Here is a 19,117-nt window from a genome sequence, read left to right on the forward strand (position 1 = left end):
GTCGGCTCAGAATTGCCGGATTTTTAAACAGAAGGGCTGAACAGGCCTTGGTTTCTATGACGAAAGCTGACTGCGCTGATAAAAAGGGCAGGAAACTAAATGGTCATTGACCATCCCCACACCCTGCATAAAGGCATAGATGGTGGTCGTTCCGACAAATTTAAAACCGTGCTTTTTCAAGTCCTTGCTGATGGCATCTGAGACAGAGGTGCTGGAGGGAACCTGCTCCAGGGTAAGCCAGGAATTAACAATGGGTTTATGATCGACGAAGGACCATAAGTAGTTGTCTAAAGAACCGAATTGCTCACAGATTGTGAAGTATGCTTTGGCGTTGCTGATAGCAGCATTGACTTTTTGTCTGTTCTTAATAATTCCGTTATTTTGGAGAAGTTCTTCTACTTTTGCCTGATCATAAGTCACAAGAATCGCCGGGTCAAAATCGTCAAAGGCGGCACAAAGAGTAGCCATTTTTGCCAAGATGGTAGCCCAGCTCAACCCTGCCTGCTTACCCTCCAAAATTAACATTTTGAACAGCTTTTTGTCATCATGAACGGGAACGCCCCATTCCTGATCATGGTATTCCTGTTCCAGCTTGCTTTTTACCGCCCAATCGCAGCGTTTTAATTCATTTGGCATGGTCATCTTCCTTCTTTTAATGTATCTATATAGGCGCACGGCGCCGGCTGTTTACAGTTCCATATAAGCAATCATTTTCTCTCCGTCAAAGGCAAACAAATAATTGGTGTAGGGGCCGTCTATTTTAAAATTGCGGCTAATATCCACTGAGAAGGTTATCTCTTTGTCTTTGTATTGGGTGAGCAGATTGTTTTGCTCCACCAGTTTCCGGATTTCGGGACTTACGGTTATGGCCTCGGTGAGGGTTCCCTGGAAATTCATGGGGTTGTTGGTGATGAAGCTGGTCGCGACGAGTTCACAGTCATCCCCGATCACAGCATAGATCTGCTTCATCCTTTCCTCGTGTTGCTTCCTGATCAGCTTATCCTCACTGTAAAATTCTTCCGCGTTTTTCAGGGCAGATACCTGGTCCAGGTAATTGGTAAAGGACTCCAGGCTGTCTGCGGCTTCGTTCACCTGATCGGCTGTAAAATAGTCCATGCCGTAATATGTATCTAAATCCTCCCGGCTATAAGGGCTTCCGCTGAAGTAGCCATACTCATCATAAAGATCCAAAAAGATATGGTCGACCTTGGGAATTAAGCTGAACAGCACGGCCGCATTTCTGCTTAAGCCGGTGAGAGTATCCTGGGGAAAGCGATAATCGGCCCGGCTGCCCACCTGATACTTGACCGTAATCCGATAAGGTTCGCTGTCCGTTTTGATCTCGATGGATTGAACAGGCAAATCCGTAAATTGGAGTGCCTGGACAAGGGCACTTACTCTCGCCTTATCGTCCACATCAGTGCCTTTATATTGATATAGATTTTCGGCATAACTGCCCGGCGGCCGGACTGGGTTGTTTTCCTGACTATTGGCGCTTTCCTGGATATTGGTACTTTCCAGGCTATTGACGCTTTCCTGCACCTGATTGCAAGCGACCAGGGTGCTGCTGACAGCGGCCAGACCCAGCACCAAAACCAGGGCCCAAATCCCTCTTTTTTTGTTTTGGCCGTCTAAAATATTGGCAAATCTGCTCCTAGCATTCTCGCCGCTTGCGGAAAAACCTGTGGAAAGGACTGGCGTTTGCTGGTTTTGCATTGTTTTCAGAATGGTAAGGGAATATTCTTTTCTGAAACTCAGGTCGCTGTTTTTGACCACCAGATCATCGCAGGAATACTCCAGATCCCGGTTGGCCGCCTTGACCATGAAATAGATGAGGGGATTGAACCAGTGGACGGAATTGGCCGCCAGCAAAAGCAGCTTATACCAGGTATCGCCCCGTTTGTAATGGGTAAGCTCATGCTGCAGGACGAGGGACAATTCCTCCCGGGTATACTCCAGGTCAGGCAATAAGATTGCCGGCTTGAAAAAGCCTGTCAGCATGGGGCTGGCGATTTTAGAACAGTTGAGAAGCTGGGGCCTGCTTTTGATTTTTAGATCAAGCAAGACACTTTCGAAAACGCTGTCCGGCACCGCGGAATCAGTCTTGCGGCAATATGGCTTGATTTTTCTCCTGAACCGTGTATAGCTGATTAGATGGAACAGGAAGAAGGACACGGCCCCCAAAGCCCAAAGGATAAGCAATAGTTCCTGCAGGGTGATCACAGAGGTGTTATCTGCCGGGGCCAGGGACGAAGTTGAAACTGAATCAGAGGCTGAATCAGAAATGGAGGCAGAGACTGGGGCTGAGGCAGAATCGGAGGCAGAGACCGGGGCAGAACCGGAGGCAGTCCCAGGCGGGTTATGGCTGTTCTCCAGGTGGCTGTTGCCCATGAACAGGCCGGGCCGATCGTCTTGTTGAAACATAATCGTTTGCTGGGGCGGCGCGGGTAGGTTGACAGGGGCGTCAGGCAGCTCAAACCGCCAGGGAATGATCAGGCGGAGGGCTAATACCAGCCAGACAAGGTAACGCCATTGGGCGCTGTACCTTTTATGTAACCACGGCGAAATCATGAGCAGCAGGACAATGACCGGCGACAGGGTGAGGGAAACCAGGAGAATATTCCCCAGCATTTATTCCGCCTCCTCGATAAATTTTTTCAGCTCCTGCAAATCTTCCTTGGAAATGCCGGCGCCGTCATAGAGGGAGGCAACCAGGCTGGTCAGGGAATTGTGGTGCATTCTCTGCAAAAATGTCTTGCTTTCCTTTTGCAGATAATCCTCTTTTTTTACCAGGGCTTCATAAACATTGAACCGGCTTTGCTTATGAACTGTTAAAAAGCCGCGATCGCCAAGCCGGCTTAAAAAATTAAGCACGGTGGTTTTCTGCCAGGTCTTATCCAGGCGATCCATAATGTAATCGGAGGTTACTCCTTCATCCGCATCCCAGATAATCATCATAATTTCCAGCTCACTATCGGGAATTTTTTGTAGGTCTGTCATATCTGCCGCTCCTTATTTTACAAATGTCGAATGATTTAATTTTACAAGTGTAAAACGGGTTTTGTCAACTAAATATTTGGCCAAAGAATCGATTTTTTCACAGATTTTTGACTATGAGAAATGGCTAAAAATATTAATATGGAATAAGGGTAAGGAAGAAATTATAATAAATCAAAAATTTTTATTGCAGGAGATTGTCACTTTAAAAATGGGGCACATTATTTCCTGACCCCCTCGGCAACCGCCAAAGCACGAATGAACGCACATTAGGAGAATTTATTATCCTATGTGTGATTTTTTTCGCCAAAAATATCTTATAAGGTTTGAGAGTTTTTTGCGAGAAACGCTTGCTACAATTATAGTCAAGCTGTTTTTGCCCATAAGACACGGGGGGACCAATAAAGAGTTAAAAGGGGGCCATAATGGCAAAAGAAAACAAAGAAGAAAAGGATCTTAACTATAACGAACTCATCAGCAATGTAAACTTCTTAGTGATCAAAGTTATTTTGAGGAGGAATGCGATTATATGACAAAGGAAGGAAACAAGCGAAGGGGAAAAGGAGCCCGCGGATTAGTAAGCTTGATACTGTCCCTGCTGCTTCTTTTGCAGGGCTTCGTGGGGAGTACACCGGTGTATGCGGATCCGGGATCGAAAGTTTTCACATTCGATATTGCTAACGGCTTAGAGAGTTTCTCAGATCCAACTCATGCCCAGTGGACTGAAGGCGGCTATACTCTTGATTTTTCAGTGACAGGATCAAGCACACAAATGTTAGGCAGCTATGAATTTGATGATAGAGAGTCATGGACCGTATTGAATGAAGTAGAAAAAGGACCTATCGTTCTTACTGTTTCGATACCGGGAAAGGTTTTTGATCTTAAGTCTTTTGATTTGTGGAATGAGCTTTCAGATGAAGATGCTGAGTATACTATTTCCACCAATAAAGGTGGATCAGATTCAGGAGGAATCGCACTTGATAATGGTGCGCCCACACTCAAACAGCTAAACTTTTCAGGAGCAGACTTTACCGGAATAAGCAGTTTTACATTAACTTATACCGGAATGGAATATGCAATTGGATATAGTATAGACAATCTGGATTTACATAATATAACTGACCTGACAACGGATCCTCTTTCAAATGACGCAGGCTTGAGCAGCGTACTGGGACAGATCATCACGGCAGGCGGTGAAGCCGGAACCAGCGGAGAACCGAAGACCGCAGCCATCACGGTAACCAATACAACAACGACCGTAGCCGCCATCAATATCGTGAAGCATGATGCCGGAGCCATCGTAACCTTCTACGGGACGGACAGCACCTTTGCTACAGAAGCAACAGGCAGCGTGAATCTGACAGCGGGAGCCACAACGGACATCTATATCAAGGTGGAAGCAGCAGACGAAACAACTCTGTATTATAAAGTCACCATTACCAGGGACGCCGCTGCCCAAACACCGCAGCCTCCCACTGTCACAGGGGGAGCAGAATATATCGATGTAACAAACGTTGAAGCCGGTGCGGAGCTTAAACTTTATATTGTGGGCGGCCAATTAGCATCCACCACCTATCGGGATTTGGGCAATGGAACCTATCGTTTTGAAGATGTATTGCCCCACAGTTCATGGTATTATGTCACAAAGTCGGTAGGCGGACAGGAGAGCTTATCGTCATTTGTGAACCCCACTTTTAGAATACCTGTGGCCACAAAAGGAGTAGAATCTGTAGATGTCACCAATGTATCTTCAAATGCAACCATCCGCTTGTATAAAGTCGTCGAAGGAACAGACCCAGACATATTAATATCAGAAAGCCCCACACCAGTGGGAAATGGAACCTATCGTTTTGAAAATATAACCCCCGATAGTGCAGGCTTTTATGTAACCCAATACGCCAATACTATCGAAAGTGCAAATTGCCCCTTCTTTGGAGTCGATCTGCGTACTCCCTCCATCAGCGGCGGCAACGGGCAGATTACCGTCAGCAATATATTTCCTGGCGCAAACATCACTCTGTATGATCCCAATGGTGTAATACAGACGGCAAACAATGTTACAACGGCTACCCATCAGTTTAGTAATGTCGTTCCGGGCAACGGATACTATGTACAACAAACGATCAACGGCGTAATCAGCTCACCCTCAAATTCGGCAACGACATATTCCTCAGGCCCCCAATTTGTCGGGGGAACTCCAACCATCGCTGTACGTCAATATCCAAACCCTACCGACCTTCGGGATCAGCTGTACGTCAGTGACCTTGATGTAGGCCAGACCCTGACTTGGACAGTAGTCAGCGGCCCCAGCCATGGTACCCTTGATGGCTTCCCGGCAACCGCCAGCACCAATGGCTCGGGGGGCATCTATGGAACAGTAGGAAGTACAGATACCCGAATACCTACAGCCGTCACGTACACACCGGCCCAGGACTATGTGGGCGATGACAGCTTTACGATTCAGGTCAGTGACGGGACAGCCACAGCGACCCGCACCATCCAGGTCGGCGTGAATCATACTTCAGGCACGTCGGTAAATGCCATGAATTCTGCCGAGCTTACGGAGGCAATCAATAATCCGGCTGTGGCCACAATAATTTTGACGTCCAACACAACTTACCAGATCGGAGGAGCGGAGATCAACCGTCCCTTGACCATAAGGGGCAATGGTGCGACGATTGAGGTTCTGAGCGGTGTGGGACAGAGCTTTGACGATCAGACCATCTATCACCTCGGCATGCCCGACAAAGACGGCAACCGCCGATACCGGGGGAACATCTTCTGGTATGTCAAGGATGGCGGAAGCCTCACGGTAGAAAACCTTACTCTGAGGAATGCGGCAATTACAGAAAATGCCCAGGGACTTACAGGCGTATTTGCGGCTATCTTGCTGAATGATGATGCCGATCTTGATGTTTCAGGTGTTGTCTTTGATAATTTCTGGTTTAAAAACAGCAAACTTGCGGAGCAGAATAACCTGCTTGCCGCCCAGGGGCTTGGCGGCTACACTACCTATTCGGATCTGAGCTACGGTGTTTATGGCGACTATAATTGTACAGGGAATATTACCATCGACCACAGCATTTTTAGCAGCTCAAATGCATTCCGTGATGCAGTACACATTTATAACGCAAACAATGTCACCCTTGATTACAATACCTTTACCGGAACGAACTATCCTGATCGCCTGAGAGAATCGGATGCATTTGAATACGGGATGTATTTGTATGGAGGAAACTACACAGTAACCCATAATACCGTCCGCTATTACGACAGCTATAAGATTCCGGGGTATTCCAGCGCAGGCATCGCTTTGCTCCCCTATAATGATACCGATGCTACCCTAGAGGACAATACTATCCAAGGAAACACAGTCGGACTGGAAATCGTCGGAGGCTGGGAAGCCTTAACTCCAGCCCCTAATGTTACAATTAATCAAATAGAGCTTGATACAGAAGATAACGGCTTCAAAATTGGTGAGGCTTTGAAAGCTTCCAATACCATAAGCGGGAGCACCGGAGCTGATATCTTCATAAAACTGGATCAAGACGATGCAGACGAGGCTTTCGTATATTATGCTCCATTTTTATCGGTAAGCGGAACCAATACAACTGAGCCGACACTGAATTTTGCCCAGACAGCAGGTGCAATAGAACTCGTTTCTTCAGCTATAACCATTGAAGTTGAAAAATCCGAGGATAATGGGCTAAGCTGGACGGCAGCTTCAGTCGAAGGGACCTTGGACAACAGTTCCACCTCGGCTGTAGTGAACCTGGAGGCCAATAAAACCTACACCCTGAGAGTGAAAATGACTCATAACAATGGTCAGACGCCAAATGCGGTAATCACCGGTTATTCCAATGCCGTCACCTTCACAACAGCATCGGGAATATCTCTGGTTACTGCACCCGAGTTTACCTTTACTGCCGCAACAGAGGGATACGGACCGCAGCCAGTTTACTCTGTAACCGTAATGAATACTGGTGCCGAGGGGACAGGAGCACTGACCATCACTTTGAGCGGAGAAAACCCAGGCAGCTTTACCCTTGACCAAACCAGTATTTCCGATATTGCGGCAGGTTCCAACACCAACTTTACTGTGCGGCCCAATACGGGGCTGGCGATAGGAACTTACACGGCTACGGTGACGGTTTCGGGCAGTACTGTCATGGCTCAGAGCTTTAATGTGAGCTTTACGGTGAGCCCTGCAGGGGCAACCTATACCGCAACGATTTACCACGATATTGACAATTTGGCTGCAGATGTCACGGGCAGCGTGGAACTGAAGCAGGGTACCACCACCATCACCGCCTCGAAAAGCGAAACCGGAATCGGAATCTATACCGCTTCGCTCCCCAACGGCTACTATTCTATTTATGTTAATGGCGTCGATACGGGAAGAATGCTCAACATCAGCGCTGGTAATAGCACTGCGACGCTGAGATATTATACGGTCAGCTTTTCTGCGACCCCTTCTGGGACAGCTACAGGCAGCAGTATTAATGCCACGGCGGGGGGGACTGCCATCAGCAACGGGGCAGTGGTGCTGGCGGGGACGTCCGTCGCCATCACAGCGTCCGGCACAGGCGCGGGGAGTTACACTTATGCATGGAGCGGCGGCGGCACGAACGGCCAAACCACAGGGACACTGAACATTCCTTTTTTGAACAGTACTGTGAACGCAACCTGCACTGTCACTGGTTCCGGCTCTCCGCCGGCAGATCCGGATTATAGAATAAACAACGAAAGCTATAATTGGTCGGGCAGCGATCAAACGATCGTTTTAGCGGGGAACAGCGATACCCTTACCATATTCAAGGCTCCGACCGCCGTCGTCAAAATTGATGTCCAATCGGATGACGGTTCAAATGTCACAATAGACGGCAATTCAATCCCCTGTATCAACACATATGTGGTTGTGTCCAACGATATCACGCTGAACCTGCATAACCTTGACATTACGGCTCCTGCAGGCAGTTCGGAGTGGAGGGAGAATACGGGGCTATTGCTCAAAAAGACGGACACCGAAGCAGACACGATGACAATCGACGTGTCCGGTATATGTAGAATTAAGGGCAACGATTCTGGCCCTGGGATTGCTTCTGAGCAAGACCAGCATCTGCTCATTACCGGCACAGGAACGCTGTATGCAACCGGGGGTGATTCTGCAGCCTTATACGGGAGTGACGGCATCAACGTGATTAGCGCCATCCCCTTTGTTACCGCGTCCGGTGCAAAGCTGACCATCGACGGGGGTGTCACGGTCAATGCTACAGGTGGTAATAATACGGCTGGTGTGGGCGGCAGAGGCATCCTTATCGGCTGGGGTAATATCGCCATCGTGAATGGGACCGTCAACGCCATCGGCGGTGCAGGCTTAGTAACCAATGCAAGTGGCGGTAATGGGATTGAGGCGTCTTTTCCGTCAACCGACCATTCCAAGGGTGGGAAAATCACCATTACGGGGGGTGTCTTGACAGCCAGCGGGGGCAACTCTGCTAACAATTACGGCGGAGTCGGTGTTTATGCGTTCACTGGGCTGGAGATCAGCGGCGGAATGGTTACCGCTGCCGGCGGTAACAGCAATGCCGGACCGGGCGGTGCGGCTATTTATGCCCGTGAAGGCAATATGATTATCAGTGGTGGTACTGTCATAGCAACCGGCGGCGGCAGCGATGCCGGGTCGGGCAATACAGCTGTTAATGTCTATGATGGCAATCTGGAGATCAGCGGCGGTACGGTTACTGTCACTGGTGGCAGCGGGCATGTCAATGGCTCACATGCGGTATACGCCCATTTCGGCACTGTCACCATTGGAAACGGAGCCAATGTGACTGCCAGCGGCGGCAATGGCAGCACGGGCCTCGGCGGTGTCGGCGTGCGTGCTAACGGGAATAGTTCGGGCAATACCGTCACTATTGCCAACAGCGCTGGAAACGTCTATATACGAGGCGGTGAGGGGGCGTCTGAACAGCGGGCGTCCATAATGGGCAAGTATGTCTATATCGGCACCGGCAACATCGGTCCTGTAGTGATGGAGGGAACCAATCCGCCTCGTTTCATTAAAAATATGTTCGAAGGTGATGATGTCTATCTCGTCAAAGTCACCACCAACCCAGCCGCAGCCGTCGAGATCCGCTGCGAAGTGAGCGGCGGGGAGGCGGCAGACTATACCTACCGTGCCGTTGCGGCCTCTGACGGGACGGCATCCCTCTGGCTGCCTGAAGGCACCCGGATCCTGTCCGCGGCAGGGTATATAGATGCTAATGTCAATGTTGTCAGCAATGATACGCAAAATTCCGGCACCCTGAACAGTACAGCCGGTATGATGAACGTAGGCAGTGTAAAGGTAGCCTCTTTTGTGGCAAGCCAGACGCCAATTCCGGCTACCCTTGAGATTACTATGTCTGACATCGGACTGGATGCAGACGCATTTGCCATCAGCAATGATACCACACCGACCACTGTTGTCACAGTAAACAGTGCAACCTATGCCAACGGAAAATACACCTTGTCCGTCAGCGGCATGACCTATTATGATTCCTATACCTTAACCATCACCAAGGAAGGCTATGACACCTACACCAACAGCACGTTCTATGGAGCACTGGCCGCAGGGAAGGACTTGGATTTGGTGAATGAGCCCAATATGTTCCCGACCTTCAGCAGGGCGCTGACAAATCCCGGCATGGTGACCATAAGCAACAGCACCTACGCGAAAGACACAAGGCTGTATTCCGGACCGGTGTATACCGCCATTGATACGAACAATGGCCATCCGGACAATGGAAACAAGGCCCGTTTCATCGGCATCTTCGTCAATGCGCCTGAGGGAGCCAAAGCGGTGAAAACCCTGAGACTGGACGGACAAATGCTGAAAGTGGCGGAGGATTCACTGATCGACAGCAATCCGAACTACCAGGAAACAGTGGCTTCAGGCAAAGCAGCCAACCATAATGACTATTGGAAAACTATAGCCTTTGTACCTCTGTACAGCCAAATCGCCAGCGCAAGGCAGAGTGACAATTCCAGAATACTGGAAGACCCGGCAGACCGGTTCAGGATTATTGAGTGGTATGACAATGAGGAGTGCACAGGTGAACCCATAAAAGTGACCCGACTGATGGTCAAGGTTGAATACACAGGAACACCGGCAAGCAATGACGCGGGCATTGCTACTATAGCAGGAACGGCGATCACAGCGGGCAATCAAGCCGGTACAAAAGAAGCACCGAAGACAGCTTCTGTGAACGTAGCCCATGCCAAATCCAGTATCGGACTTACAGACATAGGAGCAGCAGCCAACGCCACAGTGAAGCTGTACACCGATGCAGAATTTAGCCAAGAAATAACAGGAAGTTCCACCCTGGCTCTTACCTCTGGGGGAGCCACCACAGCCTACATCAAGGTCACAGCGCAAGACGGAACCACCGTCCAATACTATGCAGTAACCATCAACCGGGAGGCATCCTCGCGGGGTGATAATGATGACGATTCCTCACCCTCAACCTCAAATCCAACGCCAACCCAACCCACAACACCGGCAAACTCTGCCGCAATCCCGGTGAATGTCACCGATAATCACGCCAACTCAACCACGAAGACCATCAATGCCCAGATCACCAACGACAGCAATGGCACCAAGACTCTCTCCTTCAAATCCCAGGAAGCCATCCTGGAAAAGAAACCCGACGGTACCAGAACGGAGTTCGGCAATCTTGACAAAGTAGGCTTTGCTCCAGACCAAGGAACAGCCTCCTCCATCAGCCTCTCCGCCGACGGCACCATCCAGGTGAAAAACCTGGCCAACGGAACCGAATCCCAATTTAAGGTCACCTTTGATCTGGGCAACGGACAGAAAATTGCCATTGGGAGAATCGAGGTCAAAGTAGACAAGGACGGAGCCATCAGTTTGACCAGCACCTTAATCGACCCCTATGGCATCATCCTGGACTCCGCCACCAACCAGCCTATCACCGGAGTGGACGTCAAACTCTACTATGCCGATACTGCCCGCAACCGGGCCGGCGGCAAAACCCCGGATACCCTGGTGGCGCTGCCGACCCTTACCGGGTTTGAGCCCAACGACAATGCCAATCCTCAGGTCAGCAACAGCTATGGCGCCTATGCCTATATGGTCTTTCCCGAGTCGGACTACTATCTCTTAGCCACCAAAGCAGGCTATGAACGCTACAAAAGCCCCATCATCACCGTAGAGCAGGACATCGTCAAATGGGATTTCAAAATGCATCAATCCCTGAGCGGAGTCCAACGGCTTTTCGGCTCTAACCGGGTGGAAACGGCCATCGCCATCGCCCAAGCCAATTATCCGGGCAAAGTCGCCAATGTAGTTTTAGCCACAGCCAATAATTACCCGGATGCCCTGGCGGGAAGCGTCCTGGCTTACAAACTCAATGCTCCTCTGCTGCTGGTAGGCAGCACAGCCCAGGATCAGGAGAGCCTGTTGAACTACCTGAAAGAGCATGTAGAAACAGCAGGAACCATCATCATCCTGGGAGGCACCGGTGCCGTCCCGGCAGCGGTGGAAGAAACAATCCAAGCCCATGGATACAGCCAGGTCGTCCGGCTGGGCGGAGCCAACCGCTACGAAACAGCTCTGAAGATTGCAGAAGAACTTGATGTGGAACAAGGCAGGCCGGTCATTCTGGCTTATGGCGGAAACTATCCCGATGCCCTATCCGTAAGCAGTGCCGCCGCCGCAATCCAAAGCCCCATTCTCCTGGTGGAGAAAAACGGCATCAGTGAAGGAGTAAAAAACAAACTAGCTCAGATCAAACCCATCAAAGTTTATATCATCGGCCTGGAAGGAGTCATCAGCCAGCAGGTCGAAGATGAAGTGGCTCAATTAACCTCTCTGAAGCAAGAAAACATCATCAGAATTGGCGGCCCGGACCGGTATCAGACCTCCCTGGCCGTAGCAAAGTATTTTAACTTATCGGGCAAAAATATCGGCATTGCCACGGGCAACAACTTCCCCGATGCCCTGGCCGGCAGTGTCTATGCAGCCAACCATAATGCACCCATCTTATTGTTAAACGACACGATACCCAATGACGTCATGGACTACTTAAAGTCAAGGGAGATGACCGGAGCCACAATATTTGGAGGAGAGGCGGTCATCAATGCCGAGATAGAGCAGAAGCTAAGAGAGCTCATTAAGTAGACCGGCACACGACAATTAAAGGCCGACACCCAGTAATTAAAGACCAACATCTAATAATAAAAGCACTCCCTGTCCGCTCAAAACCGGATAGGGAGTGCTTGCTTACAGGTAACTACAACGTGAAGTCATCATGGAAGTTTTGGGCCTGTACTATTTTTGATATGTATAATCTGCCCTCCCTGGTGCAATCGGCGTAAAACACCTCATTGAAATCAGGGATACCGGCCTGAGCCAATTCTGCAGCGAGCCAGGAGCGGTCACGCTTGAGTTGCTGAAGATTGCCGTCCTGGACCTTGCCATCAATAATCAGAGGAAGAGGCAGGCCTTTGGCGCCAGGCTTAAGCTTCATGTCCGAAGGAGTCAAGGGCAGATACTGAGGTTTTTTAAGAACGCTGATACTGCCGCTGCCCTCGACGATAGCATATTCAACCTCATTTAGGTCGAAGATATCCTTTTCCCTCAATAGCATCAGGACAGTTTCGATGGAGTATTTCAGTCTTTTCATGTTGGCTTTGATAAACTGGCCGTTCTGGATGATGACAGTGGGGCCGAAGGTGATTTTACGGGCAATTTTTTTGTTGTTGATCAAGAGGGAGCTTACCAGATATTGCAGGGCTATGATGAGTACTACCGCGAATAAGACGGGGAGATGAGGAATATTGGGCTCCGCAATATCGGCGCCGATCACGCTGCCCAGCACGATAATCGATAAAAAGTCATAGACAGGAAGCTCGGCGATCTTGCGCCGGCCGGTTTTCAGAACCAAAAACAGGAACAGTGCCATAACAGAGATAATGCGGAGCGCGATAATTAAGTAATCCAAATCTGTTCACTCCTTCGTTTTTATGCTTATTATGGTATTATGAGCCCAAAGACCGGTCGAACATGCAGACTTTGAGAAGAAGAAGAAGAGCAATAATTTGCCGAAGGTCCTTGACAAAATAACCGTTAAGGATTAAGATAACGATGTTATCTTAATGTAAAGCATGGAGGTACTCAGGACATGGTTCGTGACGGAGAACAGACACGGGAAGCTATTTTGAAAAGCGCTCAAGCTGAATTTTTGGCCAAGGGCTTCTCCGCTGCCTCGCTGCGCAAGATTGCCACGGGGGCCGAGGTGACGACCGGTGCGCTGTACCGTCATTTTACAGACAAGGCCGCCTTATTTGAGGCTTTGGTGGCTCCTTGTTTTCATGGCTTTATCCAAATGTTCCGGCAGCAAGGGGAGGACTATCTCCGGGGGCAGGACTCCTATGATTTTGACCATAACTGGTCTTCCTCGGAGCAAAGTCTGCTGAGGTGGACAGAATATATCTATGACCATCTGGAGGTCTTTAAATTGCTCCTCTCGGCAGCGGAAAAAACCGCTTATGAGAGCTTTGTCCATATCCTGATCGAGATGGAAGTGGATATGACCTTGGAGTATATCCGACTGGCCCGGGAAAAGGGCTACATGATCAAGGATGTCTCCAGAGAAGTAATTCACATTTTTGTTAACGCGCAGTTTTCCGCCTTTTTCGAGATGGTGCTTCACGATGTTCCCCGGGAGCGGGCTGTGGAGTATACCAGCAGTATCTTCCGCTTTTTTGCGGCAGGATGGAAAAAACTGTTTATCGGTGCATAATTCCCTCTTTCCAACTCTATAGGAAAGGGGGAATATAAAATCAACTGGTTAGCATAAGCTAACTAAAAAGGCTGTTAACCTAAGAAGCTTACGCTAACCCGGGAAGAGAAAGGAGGCAGGAAAGTTTCATCGCAGGGGTTTATTTTTTTAACACAAGGTTAGCTTTGGCTAACTAAAGCCGATTCCTTGCACTAATTTTAGCTAACCAGAGTTGATTACTTGAACTAACTCAAAAAAGAGCTGTTCACTGAAAGGGGAGATATCTGTTATGTCATCCGCTGGGAAGCAAAAAACCGGCACGGCGCGTCTGCTCGAACTTGCCGGTACCAAAAAACCGCTGATCATTGGCGCCGGAGTATTGTCGGCCCTGGCATCCATTGTGAGCTTTGTGCCCTATATCGCTATCTATCTGATTGTGAAGGAAGTCTTAACCGCTTTGCCGGATCTGGAGGTCCTGAACAGTGCTCTGATGATTCGCTATGGCTGGCTGGCCTTTGGCGGAGTGGTGGGAAATATCCTGCTTTATTTCGGGGCCCTGAGCTGCTCCCATCTGGCGGCCTTCGGCACCCTGTACGAACTGAAGGTCAACTTTGCCACCCATCTGGCCAAGGTTCCCCTGGGTTTTCATGTGATGATCGGCAGCGGCAAGCTGCGGAAAATCACCGATGATAATATTGAAAAGGTGGAAGGGTTCATTGCCCACCAACTGCCCGATCTGGTGGCCGCTTTTGTGGCGCCGGTGGTGATGATCGTGATTCTGCTGGCGGTGGACTGGCGGCTGGGGCTGGCGGCCCTGGCGGGAGTTATCGTCGCTTTTTTGATCCAGATGTCCGTCTATGGCAATGAAGGGTCCAAGGCCATGATGAAAAAATATCAGGCCTCTCTGGAGGATATGAACAACGCTTCGGTAGAGTATGTGCGGGGAATTTCGGTGGTGAAGGCTTTCCGGCAGACGGTCTATTCCTTCCGCCGTCTTCATGACACCATCAAGGCCTATACCTCCATGGTCATCCCTTACACCTTAAGCTGGCAAAACTCTTTTTCGGCGTTTGTCGCCCTGGTCAACAATATCTATCTTTTTGTGGTGCCGGTGGGAATTTTCATCGGGATGAGAACCACGGACTATATCGGCTTTTTAAGTAATTTTATTTTCTATTTGATTTTTGTCCAGTCGGTGGCCACGATTTTGATGAAGATCATGTATGTCAACGGCAACGCCATGAAGATCATCGGCGGGGTGGAGGCCATGGACAGGGTCTTGGCGGAACCGGAGCTCCCTCAGCCGGCTAATCCCCAAACGGTGACCCAATATGATGTGAACTTTGGGGATGTGGTGTTTTCTTACGACAAAGACAAGAAAACCGAGGCTCTTTCCGGGGTGAGCTTTGTGGCGAAGCAGGGGCAGATCACCGCGATTGTGGGCCCTTCCGGCGGGGGTAAAAGCACCATCGCCCATTTGATTCCCCGGTTTTTTGATGTCAGCGGGGGACAGATCACCATCGGCGGTGTAGATGTGCGGCAGATGAACAGCCATTACCTGATGGAGAAGGTGACGTTTGTCTTTCAGGATGTGTTCCTTTTTAAACAAAGTGTCATGGACAATATCCGCATGGGCAACCCCCAGGCTTCCGATCAGGAGGTCAGGGAAGCGGCTCAAGCCGCCCAATGCCACGATTTTATTATGAAGCTGCCCCAGGGGTATGACACGGTGATCGGCACCAGAGGAGTGCATTTGTCGGGAGGTGAAAAGCAGCGGATTGCCATCGCCCGGGCTATCGTGAAAGATGCTCCTATAGTGGTACTGGATGAGGCTACGGCTTTTGCTGATCCAGAAAATGAGCACCTGATTCAAAAGGCTTTTGAAAGGCTGATGAAGGATAAAACTGTGATTATGATCGCTCACCGCCTGTCTACGGTGCAGGGTGCGGATAAGATCGTGGTAGTGGAGGAAGGCAAGGTGTGCGAGGAAGGAACCCATGAGGAATTGCTGGCCAGGGGCGGCAAATACGCCGCTATGTGGAAGACCTATATGGACACCGCCAGCTGGACGATGAGTCAGGAGGAGGTTTTCGCTCATGCCTAAATTACAAGCCGCCTTTATGCTGACCGATAAAGGCTACAAGGATCTGAAAAAGGCCATTGCCGCCTGCACCCTGAGCAATTTTTCTATGATGCTTTCTTTTATCGTCATGATCCAGATGATTATAGAATTGATCAAACCTCTTTCCGGGGGAGAGGTAGCCTGGACGAAAATGTGGATGCTTTTGGGGGCCGGGATTCTGGCGGCCTTGCTCATCTTCCTCAGCCTGAGAAACGATTATAAAAAGACCTATATCGTGTCTTATCTGGAAAGCGAGAATACCCGGGTTACTCTGGCGGAGCAGATCCGCAAGCTGCCCATGAGCTTTTTCAATGACAAAGATATTTCCGAAGTCACCACCCATCTGATGGATGATGTGGCCACCAGCGAACATGTCCTCAGCCATGTGGTGCCCCAGATTGCAGCGAATGCCATCTCGGTCACCGTGATTTGTGTGATGATGGCCTTCTATGATTGGCGGATGGCTTTGGCCATCTTTATCACGGTGCCCCTGGCCTTCGCTATTATTTTTATCAGCCGCAGATTCTATGGCAAGCTTCACAAAAAGCACCTGGAGGCCAAGATGGCGGCGGCCGGACAGGTGCAGGAATATATTGAAGGAATCAAGGTCATTCGCGCCTGCAATCTGGACGGAGAGAAGTTCAGCGCCTTGGAAAAAGCCCTGCGGACCATGAAAAAACTGGCCATAGCTATGGAGTTCGGTACCGGGGTGTTCGTGACCGGGGCTCAGGTGGTTCTGCAGGCGGGTATCGGTCTTACCGTCCTGGTGGGAACAACCCTGCTCACCGGGGGCCAGATTGAATTTGTGCCTATGCTGCTGTATATGCTGGTTGTGGTGCGCATCTATGGTCCCATCGTAACCGAACTGGCTCTTTTGCCGGAGTTTCTGTATCATCGCATCGCCGTAAAGCGCATGCAGAAGCTGATGAGCATCCAGCCCATGGAAGGGAACAAGGAGCTGGAGCTTAAGGACTTTACCATTAATTTTGAAAAGGTGGATTTCCAATATAACCGGGAAGGGGAAGGGGCCATCCACAATATGACCACAACCATTCCCGCTGGGGGAATAACGGCCCTGGTAGGGCCTTCCGGCAGCGGCAAAAGCACGGTTTCCAAGCTGATTGCCCGCTTCTGGGATGTGAGCGGGGGCCGGATCACAGTGGGGGGAGTGGATGTCAGGACCTTGGACCCGGAGCATCTGATGAGCTATATGAGCTTTGTCTTTCAGGATGTGGTCCTGTTCAACGATACGGTGTACAACAATATTCGCATCGGCAACATGAAGGCCTCCCGGGAAGAGGTTCTGGCCGCCGCCCAAGCTGCCCGCTGCGACGAGTTTATCAGCCGGATGCCCGAGGGGTATGATACCCTTTTGGGTGAGAACGGTTCCACTTTATCCGGCGGCGAACGCCAGCGCCTCTCCATTGCCAGGGCTTTGCTGAAGGATGCTCCCATCGTCATGCTGGACGAAGCCACCGCTTCTCTGGATCCGGAGAGCGAGGCCGCCATCCAGCAGGCCATTTCCCGTCTGATCCGGGGCAAAACGGTGATTGTCATCGCTCACCGTCTGCGCACCATCCGCAACGCCGACAAGATTATTGTCCTGGACCAGGGGAGAGTGGCTGAAGAGGGAACTCATGAGAGCCTCCTTGAGAAAAACGGTCTGTATAAAAAGCTCTTTAACATCCAGCAGGAAAGTTTGGGCTGGTCGGTGCGGTAAGAAAAAAGGGAGCATTCAGATCGGGCAGTAGACAAGGGGAATGTGACAACCAAAGACGGACTATCGGCGTAAAGCTGATAGTCCGTCTTTGGCATTTTGAGGGGCAAAGTTTGGAACAAAGGTATTAGAGTACTTTAGCAATCAACTGAACAAGATTAAAATACTTTCCGTCTTCAGCCGCCATCATTTTGATGTCCTCGGCGACAATGGGATGATAAGCGGTCAGCCATTCCTGCCACGCCTCTCTGCAGCAGGCCATTTCGCGGCTGTCCACCATTTCAATGCCTTCTGCTTTCTTCCACAAATCTTTCCACCAATCAAGAGAGTGCAGGGTTCTTGCCATCTCGCTATTCCAAAACGGCTGCATTTCATCGGGAACCTTATCCTCAAATTCGTAATTTAATCCAGGAATAGCCACGGCGATATAGCCCCCCTTTTTCACAAAAGGAATAAGGGAAGGGAGCATTGCCGCCGTATCGCCGAAATAATGGTAGGCATCCACGGTGAACAACAAGTCAAAATAGCCCTTGGCGAAAGGCAGCCCTTTGGTCGCGTCGACGGAAATTGGCACGGCTTTATCAGCAATCCCCAGAGATTGAAAACGCTCATAGTTTTCAGTTGGCGAGATCCAAAGGTCGGCGGCGAAAACGGAGGCGCCATATTTTTTCGTTAACAAAAGGGTGGAAAGACCACACCCGCAGCCGAGGTCAAGTATGCGCATAGTCTCATCAATGTTCAGGTGTGATGACAATTCCTCCGCTAAGCGCATGGCATTTGGCCCCATCATAGCGGCTTTCAGGAACTCAACATTTTTATCATTAGAAATAAACTGGTTTGTAAATGTATACATGGTATGCTCCTTTCTAATTTTTGCCTTATAGAAAGAAAACAAAAAAAGCACAGTGTGACACTGCGCTACAAATTACACCATTATAAATAATGGATGCTCATTCAATCTGTAAGGCAGTTTTTGACAACACTAATAAAAGCAGAACAATCTGCTCGTTTCATGTTCTTAACTTAAAACCCTTACAGAATTACCGACATCAATACACTCCCTCTTTCTTTAACTCACTATATCATAGCACTATTCATTATGGCCAGAGATTATTTTGAATCCGTTCTAGTGCTGCTAGTCCGGATCTTTTCCAGGCGCGACCCCTGCTATGCTCTTGACAGAGAAAAAAGGGAGTAGTATACTCTATTAAAATAATGATAATGATTATCATTATATATGCATTTTTAATAATGAAAGGGAGGAACTTATGATGTTAGGGAAAGAAAAAATAACTTTGTTCGGATTGGGGCTAATGGCGGGAACCTTTGGCCTGAAGCTGGCGACAAGCAAAACGGCCAAGAAAGCTTATGTTAAGACCCTGGCCACCGGCTTAAAGGCCAAGGCTGAATGCGACAAAATGATTGAAGAAGCGAAGGCCAATGTGGACGATATCATGGCCGAGGCAAAGCTTGTCTCCGAGCATGAATAGACAA

At 49.6% G+C, this 19,117-nt stretch carries 10 protein-coding genes; 5 read left to right on the top strand and 5 right to left on the bottom strand.

Going from position 1 to position 19,117, the window contains the following annotated elements; genetic code table 11:
- Positions 1–54 precede the first annotated feature (54 nt).
- Genes DHAF_RS09610 through DHAF_RS09620 form a run of 3 tightly spaced genes read right to left on the bottom strand, consistent with a single transcriptional unit; the run spans position 55 to position 3,000 of the window.
- Positions 55–636: a DNA-3-methyladenine glycosylase I gene (locus tag DHAF_RS09610; protein WP_015943758.1), complete on the bottom strand. Its 582-nt coding sequence runs from the start codon at positions 634–636 to the stop codon at positions 55–57.
- Between the two features lie 51 nt (positions 637–687).
- Complete coding sequence (locus DHAF_RS09615; protein ID WP_011461151.1) at positions 688–2,631, bottom strand: M56 family metallopeptidase; 1,944 nt, start codon at positions 2,629–2,631, stop codon at positions 688–690.
- A complete protein-coding gene (locus tag DHAF_RS09620; protein WP_011461150.1) occupies positions 2,632–3,000 on the bottom strand; it encodes a BlaI/MecI/CopY family transcriptional regulator in 369 nt (122 codons plus the stop codon).
- A 526-nt stretch (positions 3,001–3,526) separates the two neighbouring features.
- Between DHAF_RS09620 and DHAF_RS09625 the strand changes: the two genes are divergently transcribed.
- Complete coding sequence (locus DHAF_RS09625; protein WP_015943760.1) at positions 3,527–12,181, top strand: cell wall-binding repeat-containing protein; 8,655 nt, start codon at positions 3,527–3,529, stop codon at positions 12,179–12,181.
- 112 nt (positions 12,182–12,293) lie between these two features.
- Here DHAF_RS09625 and DHAF_RS09630 read toward each other — a convergent pair whose 3' ends face one another.
- The gene (locus DHAF_RS09630; protein WP_011461148.1) at positions 12,294–13,004 is read right to left on the bottom strand and encodes a DUF421 domain-containing protein; all 711 of its coding nucleotides are present in this window, start codon (positions 13,002–13,004) and stop codon (positions 12,294–12,296) included.
- A gap of 180 nt (positions 13,005–13,184) precedes the next feature.
- Here DHAF_RS09630 and DHAF_RS09635 point away from each other — a divergent pair, with 180 nt between their 5' ends.
- The 3 genes from DHAF_RS09635 to DHAF_RS09645 all read left to right on the top strand — a co-directional run bounded on the left by DHAF_RS09635 (position 13,185) and on the right by DHAF_RS09645 (position 17,626).
- Positions 13,185–13,805, top strand: a complete 621-nt coding sequence (locus DHAF_RS09635; protein WP_005809017.1) for a TetR/AcrR family transcriptional regulator — start codon at positions 13,185–13,187, stop codon at positions 13,803–13,805.
- Between the two features lie 268 nt (positions 13,806–14,073).
- Positions 14,074–15,888 carry an ABC transporter ATP-binding protein gene (locus DHAF_RS09640; protein WP_011461147.1) on the top strand — a complete coding sequence of 605 codons (1,815 nt, stop codon included), beginning with the start codon at positions 14,074–14,076 and terminating at the stop codon, positions 15,886–15,888.
- Positions 15,881–17,626, top strand: coding sequence for an ABC transporter ATP-binding protein (locus DHAF_RS09645; RefSeq protein WP_005809002.1), 1,746 nt, complete (start codon positions 15,881–15,883; stop codon positions 17,624–17,626). Before DHAF_RS09640 ends, DHAF_RS09645 begins: the two co-directional genes overlap by 8 nt.
- A 124-nt stretch (positions 17,627–17,750) precedes the next feature.
- Here the strand turns inward: DHAF_RS09645 and DHAF_RS09650 are convergent, their stop codons facing one another.
- The gene (locus DHAF_RS09650) at positions 17,751–18,476 is read right to left on the bottom strand and encodes an SAM-dependent methyltransferase (protein WP_015943761.1); all 726 of its coding nucleotides are present in this window, start codon (positions 18,474–18,476) and stop codon (positions 17,751–17,753) included.
- 415 nt (positions 18,477–18,891) lie between these two features.
- Here DHAF_RS09650 and DHAF_RS09655 point away from each other — a divergent pair, with 415 nt between their 5' ends.
- The gene (locus tag DHAF_RS09655; RefSeq protein ID WP_015943762.1) at positions 18,892–19,113 is read left to right on the top strand and encodes a DUF6110 family protein; all 222 of its coding nucleotides are present in this window, start codon (positions 18,892–18,894) and stop codon (positions 19,111–19,113) included.
- Positions 19,114–19,117: the final 4 nt, after the last annotated feature.

Source organism: Desulfitobacterium hafniense DCB-2 (assembly GCF_000021925.1).
Taxonomy (GTDB): domain Bacteria; phylum Bacillota; class Desulfitobacteriia; order Desulfitobacteriales; family Desulfitobacteriaceae; genus Desulfitobacterium; species Desulfitobacterium hafniense.